Origin of the sequence: Curtobacterium sp. MCLR17_040 (assembly GCF_003234735.1) — a bacterium.
GTDB classification, from domain to species: domain Bacteria; phylum Actinomycetota; class Actinomycetes; order Actinomycetales; family Microbacteriaceae; genus Curtobacterium; species Curtobacterium flaccumfaciens.
In genome coordinates, this window is record NZ_QKTE01000014.1 from 65,615 (window position 1) to 90,355 (window position 24,741).

Sequence of the window (24,741 nt, forward strand, 5' to 3'; positions counted from 1 at the left end):
CCACCATGAACCAGACGCACGAAACCCACGACGCCCTCCGCGACGAACTCGCAGCTCTCACCACCGAGGCGACCGACCACTCGCTGGACGACATCGACACGATCTCCACGCTGGAAGCTGCCCAGCGCATGAACGCCGGAGACCGCAGCGTGCCTGCGGCACTGGAGCCGTGCCTCCCGGCCATCGCCCTGGCGGCGGACTCGATCGCCGCAGCGTTCGCGCGTGGTGGCCGACTCGTCTACGTCGGCGCCGGCACGCCGGGCCGGCTCGGCGTCCTCGACGCCAGCGAGTGCCCGCCCACCTTCGGTACCGACCCGAGTCAGGTGGTCGGCGTGATCGCCGGCGGCGACCCCGCCCTGACCACCGCGGTGGAGGGCGCGGAGGACGACGAAGCAGCCGCCGTCCGCGACCTCGACGCGCTCGGCCTGACAGCCGATGACGTGGTCGTCGGGATCAGCGCGTCCGGCAGGACGCCCTACGTCATCGCAGCCATCCTGGAGGCCCGGCGCCGGTCCGCCCTGTCGGTCTCCGTCGCGTGCAACCCCGACTCGGCCGCGGGGCGGGAAGCCGACCTCGCCATCGACGTCGTCGTCGGCCCCGAGTTCATCGCCGGGTCGACCCGCCTGAAGGCGGGCACCGCGCAGAAGCTCGTCCTGAACATGCTCACCACGCTCGCGATGGTGCGCAGCCACAAGACGTACGGCAACCGCATGGTCGACGTGCGGGCGACGAACGCGAAGCTCGTCGCGCGGGCGTTCTCGCTCGTGCAGGACGTCACGGGCGCTCCCCCCGTCGAGGTCCAGGCGGCGCTCGATGCCTCGGACGGCGAGGTGAAGACCGCCATCGCCGTGATCCTGACCGGCGCCTCGGCTGCTTCGGCCCGTGAGCGCCTCGATGCTGCTGCTGGCTCGTTGCGCGCCGTGCTGTAGACCCCGTTCCCCCGTTCGTTTCCTTTCCCCCGAGGAGCACAGCAATGCCCGATGCACAGCAACTCGCCCAGCAGATCCTCGACGCCGTCGGCGGTTCCGCGAACATCGTTGACGTCGAGAACTGCATGACCCGCCTGCGGGTCGAGGTCGTGTCCGACTCCTCCGTCGCGCTCGAGAACCTCAAGGCCACCGACGGCGTCATGGCCGCCATCGCGGCCGGCTCGAACCTGCAGATCGTGCTCGGCCCGGGTCTCGTCGACCGCGTGGCCGACGGCCTGGAGGCCCTGCGCGCGGCCGCCCCGCCGGCTGCGGCTGGCGGGCCTGGTGCGTCGCCCGAGGAGCTCGCTGCTCGCGGTGCGTCCATCAAGGCGACCGCGCGGTCCCGTTCCGACGGCCGCACCATGCGCGCGATCCGGAAGATCTCCGCGATCTTCATCCCGCTCATCCCCGCGCTGATCGCCTGCGGGCTGATCGCCGGGATCAACGGCATCCTGACGAACCTGGGGTGGGTGCCTGCGTTGACGCCGTTCCTCGGGGTGCTCTCGTCCGGCTTCTTGTCCCTGCTCGCCGTGTTCGTCGGGATGAACGCCGCGAAGGAGTTCGGCGGCACGCCCATCCTCGGCGGTGCGGTCGGCGGCATCATCGTCGCGGCCGGCGTCGCGAACGTCACCGTGTTCGGCGAGACCCTGGCCCCCGGGCAGGGCGGTGTGCTCGGCGCGTTGGCCGGCGGCATCCTCGCCGCCTACGTCGAGCGGTTCATGCGCCGGGTCACGCCGGACGTCATCGCGCTCATCGTGGTGCCGACCGTGACCGTCCTCGTCGCCGGTTCGATCACCGTCGGCGTGCTCATGTCCGTCGCCGGGGTCGTCTCCGTCGCGATCGGCACCGCTGCGACCTGGCTGCTCGCGAACGGTGGGGCCTTCGCCGGCTTCGTGCTCGGAGGCCTGTTCCTGCCCCTCGTCATGACCGGCATGCACCAGGGACTCATCCCGATCCACACCACCCTGATCGACCAGACCGGGTGGACCGTGCTGTTGCCCGTCCTGGCGATGGGTGGTGCCGGGCAGATCGGTGCGTGCATCGCGCTGTGGGTGCGGTTCCGGTCGAACGCCTCGCTCGTGCGGACCATTCGGGGTGCGCTGCCGGCCGGGTTCCTCGGTGTCGGCGAGCCCCTGATCTACGGCGTGACGCTCCCCCTGGGTCGGCCGTTCATCACCGCGTGCATCGGTGGGGCGTTCGGTGGCGGGGTCGTGGGACTGTTCGACCAGCTCGGGCACTCCGTCGGGGCGATCGCCATCGGGGCCTCGGACCTGTCGCTCATCCCGCTGCTGAACGGCTCATCCGGGTACGGGTGGGCACTGCTCGGATACGGGTCGGGGCTCATCGTGGCGTACGTCGTGGGATTCGTGGCGACGCTGTTGTTCGGGGTGTCGGACTCGGTGCGGGCGGACCTCGAGGCGCAGTCGTCTGCGCCGTCCGGCAACCCCGTCGCTCCGGACGCGCAGCTCGATGTGCCGGTCAAGCCGGCTGACTCCGCAGGAGCTTCGCACTGACGAGGCTGCACCCAGAGAACACCCAGCGCGTACGAAGTCGCTCGGCCTGACCTTTGCGGCAGCCGAAGCTGCACGTGCGACGCCTCCCGCATATCGTCCCGTGGGGCGCATGACTCTCCTACCCGTGCCCAAAGCACTGAGACCGAGATGCCACCGGGCACTGCGTCCTAAGGGCTGTCGATCGCCGCTATGTCGCGCCCAACACCGCCTGGCTACTTACTGACCCGCCGTTGAGCTTTCTGCGGACGATTCGGGTGGCACGGCGCGAGTCCGCTCTGGTTGTTCTCCCTTCGAGATCGCGGGATCGGCGCAGTAGCGCCAAGTGGAACAAGGTCATCCATCGCGCGCGTGACGACGGAGCCAGCCTCCCTAGCCCACTCCGCGGTTCTATCGCAGACGCCTCTCGGATCGCAGACAGTTCGAGTGGTCCAAAGCACCGTGGCTTCGGCCTCGGAGAACCGCGGCGTTACGACATCATCGATCTGCGCGGACCGTGCGCCGGTGCCGCAGCACCCAGCAGGCCCGCACCGCGCGGGAGGGTCAGACGCGTTCACGCTCGCGCCTCCCAACTGATGACACGTGCGCCTACGGCTGATCGATGGCTGTAGAACCCCGCCCCCGAACCACGGGCCTGTGAGGTCGATCGGCGTGAAGCACACGTCAGAGAAATGAGCACCCGGGGCCAGCGGATGCGGAGTCGAATCGGTACCCACGCGCTGCCCAGGACGTCTTCCAAGATCACCGGCAGGACAACGACAGTCTCCCAGCAACTGGCGCACTCAACAGATCCATCATCTAAGCGGGTCTACAGAAACCGAAACCTGATTGACCCTCAAACCCTCACCGACCTTGCCGCTCGAACGTCGGACCGGCCCCGTAGACTTGCGCGGTGCCCGCAACAGAGACGACCAAGCGCCATTTAGGCGTCTTCTCACCTAATCGACTAGCGCCGATACACCGCTGGTACCCCTTCGTCGAAGGCTACAGTCGACAGCTGATTGAGCGATCTTTGCTGGGGGCAGCTGGGTCCGAAGTTGTCATGGACCCGTTTGCAGGGAGCGGAACAACGCTGCTCGCGGCCGCCGAAGCAGGGCATTCTGCGTTCTACGCCGAGGCAAACCCCTTCATGGCCTGGGTAACAACCGTCAAAACCACGCTGACTCAACCAATTCTCGGAGACTCAGACGGCATCGAGCTATTGCGAGAGTTTGCACACGAAGTTCGCTCACGCACACGGAAGCAAAAGCATGCCGATTCGGCAATTAGCAAAATCAATGAGTTGCGAGATTATTTCCCATCGTCAAATATGTCGGCAATCGAAGCAACAAAGGAACGAATCAGCGATGCCCTCCCGGAACATCTCCAATCACACGCCCTGCTTGCGATTGCCGCTGCCCTAGTTCCGTCGAGCAACATGATTCGCCGAACAGACCTCCGCAGGCGAACAATAAGGGACCCAAAGCCAGCTGATTTCCGCGCTACGTTTGCATCCAAGCTTGTGCAAATAGCGGAGGACCTTGAGGTAGACGATCCTGGCACCTTCGGCGAGGTGAGACGCGTTTCGAACGATGCCCGCATGTACGAGACCCCTGTCCCCATCGACCGATTCATCACCAGCCCGCCGTACCTGAACGGAACAAATTACGGCAGGAATACAAAATTGGAATTGCTTACTCTCGGATTCATATCGTCGGAGGCAGATCTTTCCCCCCTGCGCCGCCGAGAGATTACCGCAGGTATAAACAATGTAACTCGAAACGAGGTCGGCGATGTGCCCGAAGCCGCGCGCTCGAGCTACGATGCACTCGTCGACACCACGTATGATCATCGGATTCCGATCATGGTCGCCGCCTACTTCCGAGACATGGAACGGGTGTTGCAGTCGATGCGAGCAAATGCGAGGCCTGGAGCGTCACTCGTGTTCGACATCGGAGACAGTCGATACTCTGGCGTTACGATTCCCGTTCACACGATAATCGCAATGATTGGATCTCAACTCGGTTGGGAGTTGACTTCCGAGGAACAGTTGCGCGCCCGGCGCTCATTCGACGGGACCCCACTCAAGCAGGTGATTTTGAACTTTGTTGCGCACTGATCAGCAAATCAGGGAAGCGGCGGCACGCTTTATCGCGACCCTTCCGCACCAGCAAACGCCCTTCAGCAAACGCAACTGGGGCACACCGCTTCACTCGCTCTGTAGTTATCGAGGAAAACTCAAGCCGTCGATTGCTCACTTCTTAATCCGAGAGTTTACCGACAGAGACCAAGTTGTCCTTGATCCCTTCTCGGGGGTAGGTACAATCCCCCTGGAAGCGAGACTGCAAGGCAGAAACGCGATCGCCAGCGACCTTAGCCCTTTAGCCTACATCGTCTCTTTTGCTAAGGTCGCAAACCTCACCCAGTCAGCCGTCGACGCCAGCATGAGAAGGTTAAGCGAGAGTCTTTCTGATCTCGTAGCACCGGAGATCCCTGACGGTTTTGGCCTCAACGGCCCGGTGTCGTCATACTTTCATGAGGACACGTTGACAGAGATAGCAACCGCCCGGCATCATTTCCTCAGGCTCAGGAGCGACGATTCTCTCGTGGGCGCCGATGCGTTCGTAGAAGCCAATCTTCTTCACATCCTGCACGGAAATAGGCCGTATGCCCTTTCCCGGCGGTCCCACCCCCTAACCCCTTACAGTCCAAGCGGGCCGTTCGAATACAAAAGCGTGATGCAGCACCTATCTAAACGGATAGCGCGACTCGCCCCTCTGTCAATTGAACTCGGCAATAGCACGCCCGAAGGCCGGGCTATTCAGACTGACTTTCGTCGAATTGATATAGACGATAGCTCTGTAGACTGCGTAATCACGTCACCACCCTTCTCGGACAGCTTCCGGTTTTGGAGTACCAACTGGTTGCGTCTGTGGTTCGCTGGTTGGGAACCAGAGGACTTTCGCTCCGAACCTGGCGCTTACTTGGAATCAGAGCAGAAGGCTTCGTTTTCAGTTTACTCGACCTTCTTCTCAGCAATGGCGGATAAGTTGCGTCCCGGTGGCCTCATGATTCTTCACTTAGGAGCCGGGCCCAACCAGTCCATGGCAGACGCGATTGTGCCTTACATCTCGGAGCACTTCGACTCTGTCTACCTGGGAAGCGAATCAGTGCAAGGTGGCGAGACCCTTGGCCTCCGGGACCACGGCTCTACTCAAGCCCACAACTACCTATTCTTGATCAGACGGTAGCAAAAGTCGATCTGCCGCGACTTTCCAGTCTTGTGATATCGAGGGTACCGCGTCAAAAAAGTCATATTCTTCTGCTTGTAAGATCCTGTTTCGAAGAATTAGAACATTGACACGGTAGTGGGCGTGACGAGTCAGGAGCTCCTGAACCTTTGATCGGTCCTTGAGTGCATCGATTGCTGAAGGATTGAATCGGGGCGTTCCAGCGAGAAGGTCGAAATCGTATCCGGTCAGTACCGAAAGCTCACGAAGCTGTCGTTCTGTATATATCTCGGAGGGCCAGCGCGCTCCCTTCGCTCCATTATGGAAAGCGCAAAGCAACGTAGCATTTTGCGAAGTCATGGGCCAAAGGAATACGACTGGCAAAGTGTGATCGAATTGAGCCTGACCGTCGGCACCTACATCCGCGCCACACTGAAAGCATTTATTATCGAAGCGACGCCGTACGATATGCTGGTCGAAGTGAGTCGTACCGCCAAGTTCAACGAAGATTCGCCGGCGCTCGGCGGCCTCTCGATGCTGATCCGGGGTACGGGTTGGATTTTTTAGGCGGTTGTACTTAGTTTTACAGTCCCGGCATTCACCTTGTCGCCCGGTCCTGCGACTAGCATGCATCCCGAACGCATCGAACGGCTTCAACACGTTGCATAGGACGCAATATTTGTACTTTCCCGATTCGGCTACATAGTCGTCAATGGAAAGCTCAAACGTCCCTTCTTCGAGGTTTTGCCCGCTTTCAGTCAATGTCCAGTCGAATAGTTTCACGACGTCGCCCGTGCCGTACGTTCTGGCACAGCTACTACAAGAGAATGAGAACGCCTGGCTCAACAAATTGCTCGCGGGAATCACGATGAAATTACCACATTCCGGAGCGGGGCATTCGAATGCACGATACTCAACGTCCCCTTTCCCGCTCGACCTCGTTGACCTCTGTTGGTTGGTTTTCTCCACTCGAATTCTTGTCTCACGCCGAACCATATTCGTCTCCTTTGATCAGTTTGAATCGAAGCGATCGTGAAATCCGAGCTTCGATTGGTTCCTTCGGATTATACTCATCCAACACCGCGTTTCTCCGATGCCAGCGCGAAGGATGCCTCGTTTCGTGTGACATAGTCCAATAACCGATATGCCCAGCCCGAGTTGCCTCTTGGAGCGCAAACTCCATCTGCGCAAGATGCGCCCGCCGCTGATGACCGGAAAGAACACCAACCCCCCAGCCAACCATGAGCGCGTCAGAACTCCAAATGACGCGTGCTAGACCTACCCTCCCCGTCGCCCAGTCGCACGGAGTTAGCGTTCGTCCTGTCAGTTCCACCGCGCCGCGCGTCTCAACTTCGAGCAAATTACCGACCACAACCTCGGTCATCTGAAGGATCTCCCGAACGAGATCAAGCCGCTGCCGGGTAATGCCTCCAGCAGGTGTCGGGTTCAGGAGTAGAGCGCCGAGTCGCAAACACTTCCTCCGATCTTCAGACGCAAGCTAGCGCGTCCGCCTTCGTATATGCTTGACAATCTGATTGGCATCGGTCACCTCCTCTTGCTTTAAGGGCCCACTTCGATGTTGCAGGGTCAATCGGCTGGTACTCATCAACCATCTCAAGCCGGTCTGTCTATACTCGTTAGGTCAGGGCTCCGCGTTGCGTTCAACGATCATGCTAGTGGTGACACTCCTAGTCAACCTCGATCGGAATTAGAGCTCAGCTCCTTGCCCATTCAGAGCCTCCTCAGCGAATGCCCGGAAATCGCCCCCGGTAGAGCGCCGAGCTGGCAGAGCAAAGAGCTAAATTCGCTGTCTGTTTGTAGTCTCGCGTTCATGAGCGCGGTGCCCCCGATGAGCTGCAGACGACGCGTTACGGTCGATGTTCCGGCGTAGAGAAGCCAACCTTCGCGCAGGCCGAACCTCCGGCAGTACGCCGCCATCTGGTACAGATCAGCGTTCGGGTACTGCCCGTGCTTCTCGACCTTGTACTTCACGTCGATGCACGCCCGCACCTCCCCGTCGACGAGCCACACGAGGTCCGGCGCGATCTTCACCGTCTCCTCGACGTCGAGCGTCAATTGGTACTGCGACACCAGCACTCCCCCGTACGGTTTGAAAGCCTCGCGCAGGGCAGCCGACACGAAGTCCTCGAACACCGACCACATGTCGACGAGGAATCCCGACGCGACGACTGACCCGGCGCGCTGCTCGACGGACGACCCCGACAGCACGAGTGACGCCAGTGCCAGCGCCGACGAGTACCGCGCGTTTCGTCGATCCGGCCGGACGACCGGCACCGGCGCCCCGACCGGGATCACCGACACCCCATCGAGCACCCGCACGATCCGCCGCAGCGCCCCGAGCACATCGGCAGGCACACCCGGCAGTCGCAACAACCGCGTCGCTGCGGTCAGCAGTAACTGATTCTCGGCGATGTCCTCGACATAGTCGTCGAACGACACCTCGACCGGCAACGGCTGCCCACCCCGCCGGGTCAGCTGGTCCCCGATCCGCCACCGGCCACGCACGAGCGGCAGCGCGTCCTCGCGCGTGACGTACCCGCGGAGCGGTCCTCCGGCCAACGCCCGCGAGGCCTGCCGCACGAACGCGTGCGCCAACGCCGGCACGAGGTCATCGTCTTCCTCGAACCCGAAGTCGTCTTCGGCCCAGATCGCACTCCCGGCGCGGGCGTACCCCAGCATCGCGAACAGCCGCCGCACCGGCGTCTTCGGCTTCAGCCACACCGTGTGCCCGGCGATCCGGACGACGCCGACCTTCCGGACACCGCTCACACGGTACTCGTCCGCGCCGAGCGTCGGCGCGACCGTCGCGATGTTCGCCGACGCAAGACCGACCGCCACCGCGCGCGGCAGCCGGTGTACCACCGGCTGGTCTGCTTCCCGAAGCTCAATCGTCGACGGAAGCACCTTCGGCCCCGTCCGCAGCGTCGCGCGTCGCCCGACGACGCAGCGTTGCCAGGCCGTACCGCGCCTCCAGGTCAACGCCTTCGCCGTAGTGGTGCTCCGCCAGGAGCGGAAGGATCTCGTACCGCCACACGTCCTGCAGGCCGGTCCCGGCGAGATCGCGCATGAGGAACGACGGCCCGACCTTCGCGTCGTGGTCCTCGATCTGCGCGTTGAGTCGCGTCAGCAGGTCGGCGCGATCGTCCTGGAGGCCCTTGGTCGCCACCCAACGCGTCAACACGTTCTGCACGGGCGCGCGTTCCGGGTGCAGTTCGATGAACGCGAAGCGGCGCCGCATAGCGGCGTCCAGCATCGCGATCGAGCGATCGGCGGTGTTCATCGTGCCGATGACGAAGATGTTGCTCGGCAGGGTGAACGGCTCGTCGCTGTAGAGCAGGGAGATCTCGCTGTCGCGGTACTCGAGCAGGAAGTACAGCTCGCCGAACACCTTCGCGATGTTGCCGCGGTTGATCTCGTCGATGACGAGGAAGTAGTTCGCCTCGGGGTTGGCGGCGGCGCTGTCGGCGAGGCGTCGGAGCGGCCCCTTCCGGAGGCTGAAGGCGAGGTTGCCGCTGTCGTCGTTCGCGACGGGGCGGAAGCCCTCGAAGAAGTCCTCGTACGAGTACGTCGGGTGGAACTGCACGATGGTCGTCTCGCCGTCGGTGCCGTCGGTCACGTGCTTCGACAACGCTTGGGCGAGGAACGTCTTACCGGTTCCCGGAGGTCCGTAGAGGATGACCTGCTTGCGGCGCTCGATGAGATCGAGGGTGTCCTGCAGCCAAGGTTCGGGCATGTGAAGCTCGGCCGCGAGCTCATCGTCCACGCGGGTGAACGGCACGCGGACATTGAGCTTCGGGTCGGGGATGACGGGACCGGGACCCGGGACCGTGAACGGCACCGGCTTCGGCGGCGTCGAGATCTTGTGCCGCCATCGCGGCGCCAGCGGTTCCTTGTAGAACAGCGCCGGCCCCTTCGCCTTCTGTTGGAGCGCGATCGTGATCCGCTGGAAAGCCTCGTCCGGGTCATCCTCCATCTGTCCCTCGACCTCGCCGGCGAATGCGCTGCGGATCGCCTCGCGGTCGTCACTGGAGACGACCTCCCCGAAGAACCCGGGGTGCACGAGCAGGAGCAGCTCATTGCGCTGGATGGGCAGGGGTGTTCCTGGCAGCGCCGAGACGACATCTCGCCACGCCGTGGGGTCGTCGAGCGCGTGGTCACGCTCTTCCTCACCGAGCTGGAGCCACGCGTCGACGCACTCGATGAGGATGGACGTCGCTGCGAACATGTGCCCGGAAATGCCCTGCCCGGGATTGAAGGACCACGAGCGGAATGCCTCGTCGATCTCGGCCGGGATGGTGACGGGGTGCTCCATCCGGTCGAGCAGGAACGTCACGCGCTCCCGCTTCCTCCGCTCCCCCGGTTGCTCGAGTGGCAGGACCTGCCAGCACAGGAGTTCCGCCATGAGGAGCTTCGCGTCGTCGCTCGCGCCGTCGAACTGGGTCGCGAGCTTCTCGAGGAAGACGTCGCCGTTGACCTCGGGTCGTCCGATGAAGCGCTCGCGGAGTTCTGCGACGACCTCGCTGCGCCAGACACCACGTCCCGGAGCGAAGACCGAATCGAGCTGGCGGAGGCCTCGGTCGACGAAGATCGCGCTGGTCGAGCGGATCGTCTCGGCTCGCCAGTCAGGCGGGACGATCTCCGTGGCGAGTCGGAGCTGGAGGTCCGCCTTGCGCCGCCGGTCGAAGTCACGCTGGCGCGTGTTGAGGACCGCGCCGAATTCCTCAATCGGAACGTCGGACGCACTGTGCTGCCGACCGAGGTCGGTCACGCGCCATTCACCGCGGCGTGGCTTCTCCATGAAGCCCGCGTTCACCATCGTTGACGATCCCCAGAAGAAGTCGGAGTCACCGACCGGCTTGCCCTTCGTGTTCGGCGCCAGCTCTTCGTCTTCGAGGGGGATGCGCTCGAGGACGGCGTTCCACACGTCCAGGCGTCGGGCTTCTCCACCATTGCTGTCGAGGTAGCGGAGTGCTTCCTGAAGTCGCCGGAGTCGGTTCTCTGCTCGAGACACTGCTGTTCCCCTCATCGTCACGGCTGCGGTGCCGCTCGCACGCCATTCTGCCGGTCGCACTCGACACGACGGCGTTTCGAGAGCATTCGTCACCCCTTATGATCAGCTCACCCGACCTGCGACGAACACGGAGCACACATGACCGACGAGATCGACGTGGTGCGCGACGAAGACGGTGTGACGTTGTTCGGATCAGACACGGCCATCGAGCGCTTCCTCTCCGCGAACGACCTGCCCTCGCGCCAGTTCGATCTGCCCCGCCTGAGTCAGACACTCAGCGGTGCGTCCGGCGCAGCCAACGCTGCCGCACAGGTCGCGGCGGGGTCTGGCCGATGGGTCAAGCTGACGAAGGAGTCCGCGAAAGCGCTCGACAAGTTCTCCGCCATGAAGGGGTCGAGTGCAGGCGTGAGCCGCGCCATCGTCACCGAGAACGGGAAGATCAAGAACATCCTCGAGTTCACCAAGATGGGCTCGATGCTCACCAGTCCCGCGATGCTCACCGGGGTCGCCGGCATCATGGCGCAGCTGGCCATGCAGCAGGCGATGGACGAGATCACCGACTACCTCGCGAAGATCGACGCGAAGCTCGACGACGTGCTCCGGGCGCAGAAGGACGCCGCCGTCGCCGACCTCATCGGAGTCGAGCTGATCATCAACGATGCCTTGCGCGTCCGCGACCGTGTCGGTCACGTGAACGCGGTGACGTGGTCGAAGGTGAACGGGACGGAGTTCACCATCGCTCGCGCGCAGTCGTACGCGCTCCTGCAACTCGACGCCCTGGCGGAGAAGCTCGAACGCACTTCCAAGGTCGGAGAACTTGCCGACGTGACGGAGAGCGCCGAGCGAACCGTGCATGAGTGGTTGGCAGTCCTGGCGCAGTCCTTCAAGCTCCAGGAAGGCGTCGCGATCCTCGAGCTCGATCACGTGCAGCTGACCGCTCCGGAGGACCTCGATCACCACCGGGAGTCACTCCGCGACACCCGCCGGTCACGCCGCACCGCCATCACGCAGCGCACGGAGACGCTCCTGGGTCGGATCGACGCGGCAGCACGTGTAGGAGACGTCTCGGTGGTGATGCATCCTCTCGACTGCCGCACAGTCGTTCGTTCGACGAACGCTGTCGCCGGCCAGGTGATCGCGTTCCACGGCGGGATGGGCATCGAGGGTTCACGGGCAGAGCTGGAGTCGAAGCGATGGCGTGCCGCTTTCGGGGACGCGGCCGAGGATGCCCGGGACCGAATCGTAGAAGGTGGCGCCGACGGCGTCGAGGTGGCGCGCAAACTCGGAGGGAGCGCGCTGGAGCAGGCGGGCAACGCTGCAGAGGCTGTGTCCGCTCGTCTCGGGGGTTGGGCAAGCAAGCTCCGTCGTAAGCCCGATGACGGAGACGCCGGCGACGCTCGCTGAAGTCGGACACAACGCCCTTGAGGCGCCGGCGGGCCATGGCCATTGCAGTGGCAGGCGCGCCCAGGCCGTCACCGATGGGGCTGGCGGTCACGGGCGATTTGCACGTCACCGCACAGCGATGTGGCTCGCGGTTCGATGGAAGAGCTGGTGGTAGTTCCGCGCTCGTGCACTCACCTGCCCGGCGGGCAGCGAGCGGCCGTCCTTCCGTCGGTACAGCTCTCGAGCATTGATGGAGTCCGCGATCTCACGGCTCGTCATCGGCGCGCCGTTCTCACGGAGTACCTCGATCATGGCTTCGTGCAGGGTCACATGGCCATCATCGCGCGTTGAACACCCAAGGCCAACGGAAGGCACGGCACCAACCCGCACCGCGCCTCCCGTCCATCACACCAGCGTCAACTCACCACGTCAGCACGAGCCGCCCCCTCGTCCCCCCAGCCTCCAACCGCTCATGCGCCTCCACAGCCCGCGCAGCCGGCAGCACCTCGGCGACCCGCGGCGTCAACGTCCCACTCTCCACCGCATGCCGCAGCTGCTCGAGCTTGTCGAACGACCGGTACTCCGAGAACACCATCACCTGCACGAACTCGATCCCCCGAGCCCCGTTGCCCTGCCACCCCCGCACGTCGAAGAACACTCCCCCGTCACGAACGGCGTCCACGACCTCGTCGCGCTGCACGGCAGCGTCGGCGAGCGCATCGACCCCGTCCGGCACCAGCTCGCGCACGGACACAGCGAAGGAAGCGCCACGCGGCACCACGTGGTCCGGCCCGAGCGACCGGACCAGAGCCTCGTCCGCCGGAGCAGCATCCGCGATCACCGTCAGCCCGGCGGCCTTCGCCAGCTGCACCACGTAGTTCCCGAGCAGCCCAGCGGCCCCGGTCACGGCGAGCGTTTGACCCGGCGCGAGCGAGGCGTGCGACAGGATCTGCAACGCCGTCAGCCCATTCATGGGCACGGTCGCCGCAGCCTCGATCGACGTCCCACGAGGAATCCGCGTGAACGACCCCACCGGCGCGACGAGCTCCTGCACGTAGGCGCCACCGTGGGCGCTGAGCGGCAACGCCATGGCCATGACCTCGTCGCCGACCTGCCAGCCGGTGACGTCGGGCCCGACCTCGTCGATGACGCCGGCGGCGTCCATCCCCGGCACGTACGGCGGCGAGGCCTGCGAGCTGTCCCGCTGCCCGGCACGCACCCCCGTGTCGGTCGGGTTCACGGCGAACGCCTGCACCCGAATCCGCACGGATCCCGCACCGGCGTGCGGCTCCGGCACCTCGTGGACGGCGAGGGCCTCGGGCCCTCCGAACTGTTCGACTCCGACGACCTGCATCCTCCCGGTCTACGCGCACGTTGCTTGACGCAACCTGACGCGACCACCCCACGGCCTGGAGGCCCGGCACCACCCCGCCCCGCGCCTCCCGCCCGTCAGGGGGTGCGGTCCACGGCACGTGGTGCGCCATGCTGGCACCGTGCGTCTCGACGAACTCCTCACCCGGTCCGACGGTCCAGCGATCGCCGAGGAGCTCGCCGCCCTCCGTCGACCCGCCCGGTACGTCCTCGAGGGCGTCCACCAGGAGTCCCGACACAAGTACTGGCAGTTCCGCGTCGACATCGACGAGGCCGCGCAGACCTGGACTCTCGTGCGCCAGCGGGCCAAGCCGGTCTCCTACCGCGAGGGCGTGCTGCACGACCCCGACGACGGTCCGGACGAGATCTCGTTCGCCCGGAGCATGGTCTCTGATCCCGTCGTCCGGATGGCCGTGCCCGACCTGATGCTCCGATGGGGTCGCGGCCCCGAGAGCTTCCACCCGATCCTGGTCCAGCACATCGGCGAGCACTCGATCCTGGTGACCTTCGAGCACCGCGGGAACCCGGCGACCCGCGCGACACTGGTGATCGACGAGCGCGACGGCATCGCCCGCCGCTTGTCGGAGTACGGCGAGGACACGATCGTCACGAGCGTGCGGACCGCCGAGCCGGACGAGGTCCTGCCCCGTGCCCGCTTCGTGCAGCCGACGGACTGGATCCGCCCGCAGTACTGAGACGGTGACGGTTCCGGTTCACGATCCCCGACGATCGCGAACCAGAACCGTCACCGGCCGGAAACCGAACCACCTCCCCCGCCGGCACCATCCCCCGATCGGACGATGCCGAGACCACCGCCCCGGTCGATCCCCCACGGCCACCGGGCGGCGAAGCTGGACCCATGCCCGAGTCCCCCGCCATCGAGGTCCAGCACCTCGGCAAGCAGTACGCCACCGGCAAACGCGCCGTGGACGACGTCTCCTTCACGATCGAACGGGGCGAGACCTTCGCCCTCCTCGGCCCCAACGGTGCCGGCAAGTCCACGACGGTCGAGATCCTCGAGGGGTACCGCTCCCGCACCGCCGGCGAGGTCCGCGTCCTCGGTCACGACCCGGCACGGACGAGCCGCAGCCACAACGCACGCATCGGCATCGTCCTGCAGACCAGCGCGGAGTCCCCGAACGTCACCGTCGCCGAGCAGCTGAACCACTTCGCGACGCTCTACCCGAAGCACCGCAGCGTCGAGGAGCTCCTCACCGCGACGGGGCTCGAGACGCAGCGCAACACCCGCATCGCCCGACTCTCCGGTGGCCAGCGCCGCCGCGTGGACGTCGCCCTCGGCATCATCGGCCGCCCCGAGGTCCTGTTCCTCGACGAACCGACCACGGGCTTCGATCCCGAGGCCCGCCGGCAGTTCTGGGACCTCCTCCGCCAGGTGCAGCGCGAGGGCACGACGATCCTGCTCACCACGCACTACCTCGACGAAGCCGCACAGCTCGCCGACCGGGCCGCGGTCATCGCCGACGGGAAGCTCCTCGACCTCGCATCCATCGACGAGATCGGCGGCGCCGAGGCCCGCACGCCCCGGGTCCGCTGGCGTGACGACGACGGCGGACACCACGACGAGCGCACGACCGACCCGACGGCGCTCATCCGCAGCAGCACGACGCTCATGCACGACCTCGAAGTCATCCGTCCGTCCCTCGAGGACGTCTACCTCGACATGGTGGGACAGAAATGAAGACAGCGACCAGCCGCATCTCGTACGAGATCCGCACCTACTTCCGCGCTCCCGACGCGGTCTTCTTCACCTTCCTGTTCCCGATCATCATGCTGGCGCTGTTCTCGGTGGCGTTCTCCGGCGCCGCCGACATCCAGGCCGGCCCCGACGTCAGCGTCGACTACGCCACCTACTACCTGCCCGGCCTGGTCGCGACGGGCATCCTGCTCTCCGGCACGCAGTCCCTCGGCGTCGACATCGCCACCGAGCGCAGCGACGGCACGTTGAAGCGACTCGGCGGCACACCGCTGCCCGTCCTGTCGTACTTCGTCGGCAAGATCGGCATGGTCCTCGTCACCACGCTCGTGCAGACCGCACTGCTGCTGGCGATCGCGAGCCTGGTGTTCGGCGTCGACCTGCCGACCGACGCGAGCAACTGGGGTGTCTTCGCCGGGGTGATGGTCCTCGGCATCGCCACCAGCTGCGTCCTCGGCATCGCGGTCTCGGCGCTCCCCCGCGAGGGCCGCCGAGCCACCGCCACCATCGTCCCGATCGTGCTGGTGCTGCAGTTCATCTCCGGCGTCTACCTGCCCTTCACGCAGCTCCCCAGCTGGTTGCAGGACATCGCCTCCGTCTTCCCCTTGCGCTGGATGGCGTCCGGCATGCGGTCCGTCTTCCTGCCCGGTGCGTTCGAGTCGGGTGAGCCGGGAGGCGCGTGGCACCTGGGCCTCGGAGCCCTCGTGTTGGCAGCGTGGCTGGTCCTGGGCACGGTGGCCTGCCTGCTGACGTTCCGGTGGAACCGCAAGGACGCCTGATGGCGCCCCGCTGGTGGGATGCTGGGCACATGAACGGCGAGACGTGGATGCGCAACCGGTGGTTGCACGTCTTCTTCGCGGGCACGATGCTCCTCACCGCCGTGATCACCGTGTTCGGCTGGTCACCGTGGGGTACCCGCTGGCCAGCATTCACCGCGGTCGTGGTGCTCGTCGTCGCCTACGCCGTGTTCGGCCACCGCGGCTACGACAGCCCCCGTGCCGCCGCTGCCTTCCTGCCGCTGGTCCTCGTCGCGGCCCTGGTGTTGCCCGCCGTCGTGCCGAGTACCGCGTTCGTGCAGTGCATCGCGTTCCCCCTCGTGTGGGTGCAGTCCGAACGGGTCCGCACCGCCGTCCTGCTCTCGGTCGCGGTCGGCGTCGCGAGCGGCATCGGCCTGCAGGTCTCCGGCGGCTCGGACGCCCTCGTCAGCTCCCTGCTCATCGAGGGCATCAGCGTCATCGGTGCCTGCGCGATGGGCGTGTGGATCTCGAGCGTCGCCGGCCTGTCCGAGGAGCGCCGCCAGCTCCTCGACGAACTCCGCGCCACCCAGCAGTCCCTCGCCGATGCCCACCGCAGCGCCGGCGTCGCGAGCGAACGGGAGCGCCTGGCCCGCGAGATCCACGACACCGTCGCGCAGAACCTCGCCGGCATCGTCATGCTCACCGAACGTGCCCGCAAGGACCTGGCGAACGACCGCGGTGCTGCGCTCGACGAACGGCTGGCGGTCCTCGAAGAATCAGCACGAGCGGCACTCGAGGACTCCCGCGCCCTCATCGCCGCCGGGGTCGCCGGTGCCACGAGCGGCAGCCTCGCCGGGGCCCTGCACCGCCTGGCCGAGCGCTACACCCGCGAGACCGGCACGCCCGTCGCCGTGGACGCGACCGACGGCCCGCTCGACCGCGATGCGCAGGTCGTGCTGCTCCGGGTCGTCCAGGAGTCCCTCGCGAACATCCGTGCGCACGCCGATGCCGACTCCGTCCGCATCGTCCTGCAGCACGCGCCCGAACGGGTCGGCGTCCGTGTGATCGACGACGGCGTCGGGTTCGACACCGGCGTCCCGACGGCCGGGCACGGTCTCCGGGGCCTCCACGAACGGTTGGCGCTCTCCGGCGGTGCCTGCACGATCACGAGCAGCCCCGGCCAGGGCACCGTCGTCGACGCGAGCCTGCCCACCGGACCCGAGCCGAGCCTCCCGGCCGTCGATCGTGACCCCGTGGCGGAGGTGACCCGGTGATCCGCGTCGTGGTCGCCGACGACCACCCGATCGTCCGGTCGGGCATCGTGGCCCTCCTGCAGGACGCCGACGACGTCGAGGTCGTCGGCCAGGCCAGCGACGGCCGCGCCGCGGTGACGGTGACGCTGGCCGAGCGCCCCGACGTCGTGCTCATGGACCTCCGGATGCCCGTGCTCGACGGCGATGCGGCGACGGCGGAGATCCTCGCCGCCGAACCCGGCGTCCGCGTCCTGATCCTGACCACGTACGAGTCGGACGACCAGATCCTCGCCGCCATCGAGGCCGGCGCCACCGGCTACCTGCTCAAGGCCGCCCCCGAGTCCGAGATCCTCGCCGGCGTCCGGGCGACCGCACGGGGCGAGACCGCGCTCGCACCGTCGGCAGCCGCAGCACTCGTCCGTCGAGCAACAGGTTCGCTCCCCGCCGCGGCCGGCCCGTCGCTGACCCCGCGCGAGCTCGACGTCCTGCGCCTCGTCGCTCAGGGCAACAGCAACCCGGCGATCGGCCGCGCGCTGTTCCTCAGCGAGGCCACGGTGAAGACCCACCTCGGCCACGTCTTCGAGAAGCTCGGCGTGAACGACCGCACCCGCGCCGTGACCCGCGCGATGGAGCTCCAGCTCCTGCCGTGAGTCCCCGGTCCGCCGGTCACCGGAAGCGGGTGTAGCGTCAGGTCGTCAGCATGCTGACCATCTGAGAGGAACCACCGGAATGAGCGCTCCCGCCGCAGCACCAGCCACCACGCCGGACCGTCGTCGTTGGCTCGGCTTGGTCGTGATCAGCCTCGCCGTGGCGCTCATCATCGTCGACTCCACGATCGTCAACGTCGCGATCCCGAGCATCGTCGCCGACCTCGACATCGGCTCGACCCTGGTGCAGTGGGTGCAGGAGAGCTACACGCTCGTGTTCGCCGCCCTGCTGCTCGTCTTCGGGTCCGTGGCCGACCGGTTCGGCCGCCGACGCCTGCTCACCACCGGCGTCATCGTGTTCGCGGTGGCGTCGGTGCTCGCCGCGCTCTCGCCGACCGGTGAGCTCCTCGTCGTGTCCCGCGTGCTGCAGGGCATCGGCGGCGCGATGGTCCTGCCCACCACGCTCTCGATCCTCAACGCGACGTTCACCGGCCGGGAGCGTGGCATCGCGTTCGCCGTGTGGGGCTCGACGATCGGCGGCATGGTCGCGGTCGGCCCGCTGCTCGGCGGCTGGCTGACGACGGACTTCTCGTGGCGGTGGGCCTTCGGCATCAACGTCCCGATCGTCGCGGTCATCCTCGTCGGGCTCGCCGTCGCCGTGCGGGAGTCGCGGGATGCCCGGCACACCGGCCGCATCGACCTGGTCGGAGCGCTACTGTCCGTGATCGCGAGTGCCGCCCTGGTGTTCGGGCTCATCGAGGGCCGCACCTACGGCTGGTGGACCCCGTCGTCGACGCCGCTCACCATCGGCTCGTGGTCGTGGGACGGCCCGGTCTCCCCGATCCCGGTCGCGTTCGTGATCGCGGTCGCTGCCGGAGCCGCCTTCGTGGTCCGTTCCCTGCGCCGGCAGCGGGCCGGACGCTCGACACTGATCGCACTCGACCTGTTCCGCATCGGCTCGTTCCGGAACGGTTCCGTCGCCGCGCTCATCGTGTCGCTCGGCGAGTTCGGCATCATCCTGTCGCTGCCGCTCTGGCTGCAGAACGTGCTCGGGTACTCCGCCCTGCAGACCGGCTTCGTGCTGCTCGCACTGGCGATCGGGTCGTTCGTCGCGAGTGGGTTCGCCGCCACGGTCGGGCAACGCGTCGGAGCACTGCCGATCGTCCGGATGGGCATCGGCGCCGAGATCGTCGGGGTCGCCGCGATCGGGTTCGTCGTGACGTCGTCGACGCCGTGGTGGGCGATCGTGCCGTGTCTGTTCGTCTACGGTTTCGGCGTCGGGCTCGCGACCGCCCAGCTCACCGGTGTGGTGCTGCAGGACGTCCCCGTCGAACGCAGCGGTGAGGCGTCCGGCGCCCAGAGCACCGCGCGCCAGATCGGCTCGGCGCTCGGCATCGCCGTCCTCGGCACCGTCCTGTTCACCTCGACCGGCAGCATCCTGGAGCACCGCCTGCAGGACGCGGGCACCCCGGCCGCCACCGCGACGAAGATCGCCGACGCCGTGGTGCAGTCATCCGGCGGAGCCATCTCCGGCCTCGATGGGGCCACGCGCGCCGACGCCGCCGACGCGTTCTCCGACGGCACCCGCGCCGCCGCGTTCTCCGCCGCCGGCTTCCTGGTCATCGGCCTCGGTGCGACCCTGCGCCTCCGGGCTCCGCGACGCCCCGACAACGAGGACCAGGCGTGACCGGAGACCCCGTTCTGCAGCGCTCCTGACGGTTCTGGTTCACGATCCCCGAGGATCCTGAACCAGAACCGTCACCGCGCGGACACGAATCCGCGTCCCCCGCGCCGTGGACGCGACCACCGACGAAACCGGAGGCACGGTGCCTGCCCGCACCGTGCCTCCCGTCCGCTCCAGCGCGCGCCCTGCCATCGCGACGCGCGCCCGCTCAGGCCCCCGCGTCCGCCTCCTGCGACCGGACGCGGAGCACCCGCGCTGTGGGGGTCGATCCACCGTTCGCGACCTCGAGCGAGCCCGAAGCGGCGTCCCACGCCACGGACCACGACCCGAGTGTCGTCGGGAACAGCGGCTCGACGACCACCGCTTGCCCGGCGAACGCCGGCAGCGGCAACGACACCGACGCCGACGCACCGGGCAGCGACCACACTGACAGGTACAGCTCGCCCGAGGCGGCGCGCAGGCCGAGCGCGACCCACGGGTCTTCCCAGGCGGGCAGCCCGAGGGGCCAGACCGGGACGGACGCCTCGACGACGTCCAGGACCTGCCGGTGCGCGGCGATCGCGTCACCGATCACCGCACGCTGCGACGACGACATCTCGTTGAGGTACCCGGACAGGTACATCCGGCCGAGCACCCCGTTCACGAGCGACAGCGTGAACAGCTCCGGGTCCATCGTCGGCGCCGGGTACGCCCAGTTCCCGGCCTGCTCGGGCAGCATCGCGGCGGGAGCGGCGGCGGCGATCGTGGCGGACAGCACCGGGTCCTGCTGGTCCGACGTCGACTGCATGTGCAGGCGCGAGAGCATGGCCCAGTCGGCGCGCATCGCTCCCGAGGCGCAGTTCTCGATGAGCAGTGCCGGGTACCGCTCCTGCACCGCGTCGAGCCAGTCGAGCAGGGCCCGCTGGTGGTCGAGCATCCCGGCGAACGGCCCGGTCATCGTGTTGTTGTCCATCTTGAAGAACGTCACGCCGAGCTCCCCGACGAGCCGGTCGACCACCGAGTCGAGGTGTGTGCGGGCCTCCGGCGAGCGCAGGTCGAGCAGGTGCCGCCCGTGCTCCGCGACCCGGACCCCGTGGTGCTCGACGAACGCGGACGACGGCAGGGTCCCGGCCAGCGGCGAGTGGATGCCGATGACCTCGGGCTCGAGCCAGAGGCCGGCCAGCATGCCGCGCGCACGGATGTGGTCGATGACGGCCCCGAGCCCCGTCGGGAACCGCGACGCTGCTTCCTCCCACGCTCCGACGGTGTCCCACCAGTGTCCCTCGGCGTACCAGCCGGCATCGATGCAGAACAGGTCCGCTCCGGCGTCGGCTGCAGCGTCGATGAGCGGCAGGAGCTTCTCGGTGGTCGGGTCGCCCATGAGCGTGTTCATGTAGTCGTTGAACACCAGGGGCAGGGCACGGTCGGCCTCCCGCACGTGCCGGAACGCCCGTCGCTGCCGGGTGAGGACCCCGAAGGCGTCGTCGATCGACCCGGCGATCCCGACGGACACCGGCACCGAGGTGAACGGCTGCTCCGGTGTGACGACGGTGGTCCACTGGTGTTCCTGGTCGGTGGGGCCGCTCAGCAGCAGGTACGCGTGCCGTCGGGTCTCCCCGAGCTCGTACAGCCACGGCCCGTTGTGCTCGACCTGCCAGACGAGCGCGTACGGAAGCGACACAGCGTCCTCCGCCCGCAGCACCCCGATCGGCAGCGCCTCACCGGTCGACCACGAGCCGCGGTTCTGCACGACGGCGCGGCTGCGGGGCGGGTGGTGCTGGGCCTCCCGGTCGATCCGCGCGAGCCCGATCGACCGCAGCGGATCCGTCCGCCACCGGCTCTCCGCTGCCCAGTCGTTCTCGGCGTGCACGAGGGCGAGCTCGTCGACGGTGGCGCCCGAGTCGGTCAGGAACGCCCCGGTCGCGAACGACGACACGGAGTCCACGACGTGCTCACCGTGCTCGGCCGACACCTCGGTCCACGTCTGGAACGCGGGCACGCCGGCGCGCGCCCGGAACACCGACTCGGCCTGGAGGCCCGTGGCCGCGTCCGCCTGCACGATCCGGAACCACAGGTCGGTCCCGTCGTCGCGCACGTGGTGCGACACGGGGCGCAGTCGCGCCCCGATGGTGGAGTCCACGTGCCGGAAACCGCCCGGGAACCGCCCGTGCCCGATCGTCGTCAGCTCGACGAGCGGTTGCGGGTCGTCCGGCCCGTCAGCGAGCGTGCCACCGGCGAGCGCTCCGCCAGCCGACGCTCCGCCGGCCGGCACGAACGACACGAGCGCCGCAGGCTGGTCCGCACCGACCCGGAACCGTGCCGCGAACCCGTCGGTGACCCAGTCGACGAACGTCGACCCGTCGCTCATCGCGCCCCGACCGGTGCGGGCTCGCTCGACACCCAGTCCCCGACCGTGTGGTCGTAGCAGGTGGTGTTGTCGATCTTCGTCCGGTCGAGCGGCGGCCCCGCGGTGATCCGGCGCTCGGTGCGCTCCGGGTCGGGGGCGGCCTCGGCGAGCAGCCGGGTGTAGTCGTGGTGCGGGTCGAGGATGACGGCGTCCGACGGTCCCCGCTCGACGACCCGGCCGCGGTAGAGCACGAGGATCTCGTCGGAGAAGTGCCGCGCGGTCGCCAGGTCGTGCGTGATGTAGAGCACGGCGAGCTCGTCCTCGCGCTGCAGCCGGCCGAGCAGGTTGAGCACGCTCAGGCGGATCGAGACGTCGAGCATCGACACCGGTTCGTCGGCGATGAGCACCTGGGCGCCCGGGGCGAGCGCGCGGGCGATGGCGACGCGCTGCCGCTGCCCGCCGGAGAGCTCGTGCGGCCGCCGCGACGCGAAGTCCTCGTCGAGGTTCACCCGGCCGAGCAGTTCCCGCACTTTGTCGGCGGTCTCGTCGGCGCCGCGGGCCCGGTGGTGCAGCTGCAGCGGTCGGGCGATGTGGTGCTCGATCGAGTGGAACGGGTTGAGCGAGGCGAACGGGTCCTGGAACACCATCTGCACGTGCCGCCGGTACATGCTGCCCTCGACGGGGGTGCCGTCCTCGAGCCGCACGTCGATCGAGCCGCGCGTCCGGGTCTCGAGCTTGGCGAGCATCCGCGCGATGGTGGACTTGCCCGAGCCGGACTCCCCCACCAGTGCGACGGTCCGGCCGGGCAGCAGGTCGAACGACACGTCGTCGACGGCCCGCAGGGTGGTGCGCTTCAGGCCCTTGCGGGTGTGGAAGTCCTTGCCGAGGTGGCTGACGGTCACACTGGTCATCGGTCCGTCTCCTGTGCTGCCTGGACCACGACGGCCCGGGTGTCGGTCTCGGGTTCGGCGCCGTCCTCGACCCCGGTGCGGATGAACGCGCCGCGGGCTCCGGACAGGCTCGGGAACGACTGCAGCAGCTTCCGCGTGTACGGGTGCTGCGGGTCGTGCTGGATCACGCTGGCGCGGTCGCACTCGACGACCTCGCCGCGGAGCATGATCGCGATCCGGTCGCTGATCTCGAGCAGCAGCGGCAGGTCGTGCGTGATGAACACGACGGCGAACCCGAGCTCGTCGCGCAGTCGGACGATCTCGCGCAGGATCTCCCGCTGCACCACGACGTCGAGCGCGGTGGTCGGTTCGTCCATGATCATGATCTGCGGTTCGAGCAGCATCGCCATCGCGATCATGACGCGCTGCCGCATGCCGCCGGACAGCTCGTGCGGGTACGCGGTGATGCGGGACGGGTCGACGCCGACGCGGCGCAGGGCGTCCTCGGCAATGGCCCGTCGTTCCTTGCGCGGCAGGCCCTTGCGGTGTTCGACCAGGGCGTCGTCGAGCTGGGCGCGGATCGTGGTGACCGGGTTGAGCGCGTTCATCGCCCCCTGGAACACCATCGACAGCTTCGACCACCGCACCGCCCGGAGTTGCTCGTGCGGCAGGCCGAGCAGGTCGACGTCGGTGCCGTCGCGGTCGTGGAACGTGATGCTGCCCGACGTGACCTTCGCCGGCGGCCGGTGCAGCCGGGTGATGGCGTACGCCAGGGTCGTCTTGCCGCAGCCCGACTCCCCCGCGAGTCCGAGGATCTCGCCGGGCGCCAGGGTGAGCGAGACGTCCTTCACGGCGTGCACGGGGTGCTCGGTCTCGTACACGACGTCGAGGTGGTCGATGGTCAGCACGGCCGGGCGGCGGCCGTCGCCCGTGGCGCCGGAGGTGACCGGTCGTGCGGTGTCGGTGGCGCTCATCGGGCGACCCCCTTCGTGTCGTGACCGGCGGTGGCGACGCGGGTCGGGCCTCCCGAGCGGGCCGCACGCTTCGCACGACGGTCGCGCCGTCCCTGCGCACGCACGTTCGCGAGTCGCGGGTTGATGACCTCGTCGATCGAGAAGTTCACCAGGGACAGGCCCATGCCGAGCAGGGCGATGAGCAGGCCCGGCGGCACGAACCACCACCAGGCGCCGTTCGCCAGCGCGAAGCCGTTCTGGGCGTAGAAGAGCATGGTGCCGAGCGTCGACGAGTTCGACGCCCCGAGCCCGAGGAACGAAAGCCCCGCCTCTCCGAGGATCGCGGCGATCACCGCGAACACGAACTGCGACGCGAGCACCGGCAGCAGGTTCGGCAGGATCTCGACGGCGATGACCCGCCAGGGCCGTTCGCCGGCGACACGGGCGGCGGACACGTAGTCGCGGTTGCGGATCGACATCGTCTGCGCGCGCAGCACCCGGGCGGACCCGGCCCACGACGTGATCGCCAGGACGACGGCGATGGTCCAGAGCCCGCGGGCCTCACGCGGCACCAGGCCGGAGATGACGATGACGAGCGGCAGGCCGGGGATGACGAGGAACACGTTCGAGAACAGCGAGAACGCCTCGTCCATGATCCCGCCCAGGTACGCGCCGAGGATGCCGAAGAACGCGGACAGCACCGTGGCGAGGACGCCGACGATGAGGCCGATCTGCAGGCTGCCCCGGGTGGCGAAGGCGAGCTGCGCCAGGACGTCCTGACCGGTCTGGGTGGTGCCGAGGACGTTCGAGCCGCTCGGTCCCTGCAGACCGGTGTCGCGGATGGTGGTCGGGTCGCCGACGAGCAGCGGTCCGATCACCCCGAACAGCGTGACGCCGGCGACGAGCGCGATGCCCGTGACGAGCCAGGGGGTGAGGGTCGGGAGGAACCGACGGATGCCGCCCTTCGACGCGCGGCGGGTGGCGATCGACGTGGTGCTGTCGGCCTCCTCGGTCAGTGCGCCGATGGTGGGCTCGGTCTCCTGCTGGATGTTGGTCATGGTCG

The 24,741-nt window shown here is 67.4% G+C and carries 20 protein-coding genes; 12 read left to right on the forward strand and 8 right to left on the reverse strand.

The features are described from left to right. Nucleotides 1-5 precede the first annotated feature (5 nt). From murQ to DEJ01_RS12630, 5 genes are all read left to right on the forward strand, one after another. Complete coding sequence (gene murQ, locus DEJ01_RS12610; RefSeq protein ID WP_111093175.1) at nucleotides 6-929, forward strand: N-acetylmuramic acid 6-phosphate etherase; 924 nt, start codon at nucleotides 6-8, stop codon at nucleotides 927-929. A 44-nt stretch (nucleotides 930-973) separates the two neighbouring features. Beyond that, nucleotides 974-2,482 (forward strand): PTS transporter subunit EIIC, encoded by a 1,509-nt coding sequence (locus tag DEJ01_RS12615; protein ID WP_111093176.1) that lies wholly within the window; start codon nucleotides 974-976, stop codon nucleotides 2,480-2,482. A gap of 889 nt (nucleotides 2,483-3,371) precedes the next feature. After that, nucleotides 3,372-4,577: a site-specific DNA-methyltransferase gene (locus tag DEJ01_RS17935; RefSeq protein ID WP_146247614.1), complete on the forward strand. Its 1,206-nt coding sequence runs from the start codon at nucleotides 3,372-3,374 to the stop codon at nucleotides 4,575-4,577. Beyond that, on the forward strand, nucleotides 4,567-5,709 hold the full coding sequence (locus DEJ01_RS18580; RefSeq protein ID WP_181438442.1) for a DNA methyltransferase: 1,143 nt from the start codon (nucleotides 4,567-4,569) through the stop codon (nucleotides 5,707-5,709). Before DEJ01_RS17935 ends, DEJ01_RS18580 begins: the two co-directional genes overlap by 11 nt. A 366-nt stretch (nucleotides 5,710-6,075) precedes the next feature. Continuing rightward, nucleotides 6,076-6,255: a hypothetical protein gene (locus DEJ01_RS12630; RefSeq protein WP_111093179.1), complete on the forward strand. Its 180-nt coding sequence runs from the start codon at nucleotides 6,076-6,078 to the stop codon at nucleotides 6,253-6,255. Nucleotides 6,256-7,419: 1,164 nt separating this feature from the next. Here the strand turns inward: DEJ01_RS12630 and DEJ01_RS12635 are convergent. Both DEJ01_RS12635 and DEJ01_RS12640 read right to left on the reverse strand, forming a co-directional pair. Continuing rightward, nucleotides 7,420-8,613, reverse strand: coding sequence for an McrC family protein (locus DEJ01_RS12635; protein WP_146247615.1), 1,194 nt, complete (start codon nucleotides 8,611-8,613; stop codon nucleotides 7,420-7,422). Continuing rightward, the gene (locus DEJ01_RS12640; RefSeq protein ID WP_181438443.1) at nucleotides 8,594-10,720 is read right to left on the reverse strand and encodes an AAA family ATPase; all 2,127 of its coding nucleotides are present in this window, start codon (nucleotides 10,718-10,720) and stop codon (nucleotides 8,594-8,596) included. The genes DEJ01_RS12635 and DEJ01_RS12640 overlap by 20 nt, the downstream gene beginning before the upstream one ends. A gap of 138 nt (nucleotides 10,721-10,858) precedes the next feature. On the opposite strand from DEJ01_RS12640, the gene DEJ01_RS12645 reads away from it, so the two are divergent. Continuing rightward, nucleotides 10,859-12,124: a hypothetical protein gene (locus DEJ01_RS12645; protein WP_111093181.1), complete on the forward strand. Its 1,266-nt coding sequence runs from the start codon at nucleotides 10,859-10,861 to the stop codon at nucleotides 12,122-12,124. Nucleotides 12,125-12,229: 105 nt separating this feature from the next. Here DEJ01_RS12645 and DEJ01_RS12650 read toward each other — a convergent pair whose 3' ends face one another. Both DEJ01_RS12650 and DEJ01_RS12655 read right to left on the reverse strand, forming a co-directional pair. Further along, the gene (locus DEJ01_RS12650; RefSeq protein ID WP_042541158.1) at nucleotides 12,230-12,433 is read right to left on the reverse strand and encodes an HTH domain-containing protein; all 204 of its coding nucleotides are present in this window, start codon (nucleotides 12,431-12,433) and stop codon (nucleotides 12,230-12,232) included. 91 nt (nucleotides 12,434-12,524) lie between these two features. After that, nucleotides 12,525-13,457: an NADP-dependent oxidoreductase gene (locus tag DEJ01_RS12655; protein WP_111093182.1), complete on the reverse strand. Its 933-nt coding sequence runs from the start codon at nucleotides 13,455-13,457 to the stop codon at nucleotides 12,525-12,527. A 139-nt stretch (nucleotides 13,458-13,596) separates the two neighbouring features. Between DEJ01_RS12655 and DEJ01_RS12660 the strand changes: the two genes are divergently transcribed. The 6 genes from DEJ01_RS12660 to DEJ01_RS12685 all read left to right on the forward strand — a co-directional run bounded on the left by DEJ01_RS12660 (nucleotide 13,597) and on the right by DEJ01_RS12685 (nucleotide 19,512). Then, the gene (locus DEJ01_RS12660; RefSeq protein ID WP_111093183.1) at nucleotides 13,597-14,169 is read left to right on the forward strand and encodes a hypothetical protein; all 573 of its coding nucleotides are present in this window, start codon (nucleotides 13,597-13,599) and stop codon (nucleotides 14,167-14,169) included. Between the two features lie 164 nt (nucleotides 14,170-14,333). After that, on the forward strand, nucleotides 14,334-15,173 hold the full coding sequence (locus tag DEJ01_RS12665; protein WP_181438444.1) for an ABC transporter ATP-binding protein: 840 nt from the start codon (nucleotides 14,334-14,336) through the stop codon (nucleotides 15,171-15,173). Then, on the forward strand, nucleotides 15,170-15,967 hold the full coding sequence (locus DEJ01_RS12670; protein WP_111093185.1) for an ABC transporter permease: 798 nt from the start codon (nucleotides 15,170-15,172) through the stop codon (nucleotides 15,965-15,967). The genes DEJ01_RS12665 and DEJ01_RS12670 overlap by 4 nt, the downstream gene beginning before the upstream one ends. Nucleotides 15,968-15,996: 29 nt before the next feature. Then, the gene (locus tag DEJ01_RS12675; RefSeq protein ID WP_181438445.1) at nucleotides 15,997-17,199 is read left to right on the forward strand and encodes a sensor histidine kinase; all 1,203 of its coding nucleotides are present in this window, start codon (nucleotides 15,997-15,999) and stop codon (nucleotides 17,197-17,199) included. Beyond that, entirely contained in the window at nucleotides 17,196-17,828 is a 633-nt protein-coding gene (locus tag DEJ01_RS12680) for a response regulator transcription factor (RefSeq protein WP_111093187.1), read from the forward strand. The genes DEJ01_RS12675 and DEJ01_RS12680 overlap by 4 nt, the downstream gene beginning before the upstream one ends. Before the next feature lie 79 nt (nucleotides 17,829-17,907). Continuing rightward, the gene (locus DEJ01_RS12685) at nucleotides 17,908-19,512 is read left to right on the forward strand and encodes an MFS transporter (protein WP_111093188.1); all 1,605 of its coding nucleotides are present in this window, start codon (nucleotides 17,908-17,910) and stop codon (nucleotides 19,510-19,512) included. Between the two features lie 205 nt (nucleotides 19,513-19,717). On the opposite strand, the gene DEJ01_RS12690 is transcribed toward DEJ01_RS12685, so the two are convergent. From DEJ01_RS12690 to DEJ01_RS18210, 4 genes are read right to left on the reverse strand one after another with little or no spacing between them, the layout of a single operon-like run. After that, on the reverse strand, nucleotides 19,718-21,856 hold the full coding sequence (locus DEJ01_RS12690; RefSeq protein WP_111093189.1) for a glycoside hydrolase family 36 protein: 2,139 nt from the start codon (nucleotides 21,854-21,856) through the stop codon (nucleotides 19,718-19,720). Beyond that, entirely contained in the window at nucleotides 21,853-22,746 is an 894-nt protein-coding gene (locus DEJ01_RS12695) for an ABC transporter ATP-binding protein (RefSeq protein ID WP_111023915.1), read from the reverse strand. The genes DEJ01_RS12690 and DEJ01_RS12695 overlap by 4 nt, the downstream gene beginning before the upstream one ends. Continuing rightward, nucleotides 22,743-23,699 carry an ABC transporter ATP-binding protein gene (locus DEJ01_RS18205; protein WP_111031005.1) on the reverse strand — a complete coding sequence of 319 codons (957 nt, stop codon included), beginning with the start codon at nucleotides 23,697-23,699 and terminating at the stop codon, nucleotides 22,743-22,745. The genes DEJ01_RS12695 and DEJ01_RS18205 overlap by 4 nt, the downstream gene beginning before the upstream one ends. Further along, nucleotides 23,696-24,736: an ABC transporter permease gene (locus DEJ01_RS18210; protein ID WP_181438446.1), complete on the reverse strand. Its 1,041-nt coding sequence runs from the start codon at nucleotides 24,734-24,736 to the stop codon at nucleotides 23,696-23,698. Before DEJ01_RS18210 ends, DEJ01_RS18205 begins: the two co-directional genes overlap by 4 nt. Nucleotides 24,737-24,741: the final 5 nt, after the last annotated feature.

What these genes read in the sequence shown, in the direction of transcription:
- DEJ01_RS12615 (WP_111093176.1), top strand. Translation starts at nt 974, where the DNA reads ATGCCCGATGCACAGCAACTCGCCCAGCAGATCCTCGACGCCGTCGGC.
- murQ (WP_111093175.1), top strand. Translation starts at nt 6, where the DNA reads ATGAACCAGACGCACGAAACCCACGACGCCCTCCGCGACGAACTCGCA.
- DEJ01_RS12670 (WP_111093185.1), top strand. Translation starts at nt 15,170, where the DNA reads ATGAAGACAGCGACCAGCCGCATCTCGTACGAGATCCGCACCTACTTC.
- DEJ01_RS12690 (WP_111093189.1), bottom strand. Translation starts at nt 21,856, where the DNA reads ATGAGCGACGGGTCGACGTTCGTCGACTGGGTCACCGACGGGTTCGCG.
- DEJ01_RS18210 (WP_181438446.1), bottom strand. Translation starts at nt 24,736, where the DNA reads ATGACCAACATCCAGCAGGAGACCGAGCCCACCATCGGCGCACTGACC.
- DEJ01_RS12665 (WP_181438444.1), top strand. Translation starts at nt 14,334, where the DNA reads ATGCCCGAGTCCCCCGCCATCGAGGTCCAGCACCTCGGCAAGCAGTAC.
- DEJ01_RS12675 (WP_181438445.1), top strand. Translation starts at nt 15,997, where the DNA reads ATGAACGGCGAGACGTGGATGCGCAACCGGTGGTTGCACGTCTTCTTC.
- DEJ01_RS12655 (WP_111093182.1), bottom strand. Translation starts at nt 13,457, where the DNA reads ATGCAGGTCGTCGGAGTCGAACAGTTCGGAGGGCCCGAGGCCCTCGCC.
- DEJ01_RS12645 (WP_111093181.1), top strand. Translation starts at nt 10,859, where the DNA reads ATGACCGACGAGATCGACGTGGTGCGCGACGAAGACGGTGTGACGTTG.
- DEJ01_RS12695 (WP_111023915.1), bottom strand. Translation starts at nt 22,746, where the DNA reads ATGACCAGTGTGACCGTCAGCCACCTCGGCAAGGACTTCCACACCCGC.
- DEJ01_RS18205 (WP_111031005.1), bottom strand. Translation starts at nt 23,699, where the DNA reads ATGAGCGCCACCGACACCGCACGACCGGTCACCTCCGGCGCCACGGGC.
- DEJ01_RS12685 (WP_111093188.1), top strand. Translation starts at nt 17,908, where the DNA reads ATGAGCGCTCCCGCCGCAGCACCAGCCACCACGCCGGACCGTCGTCGT.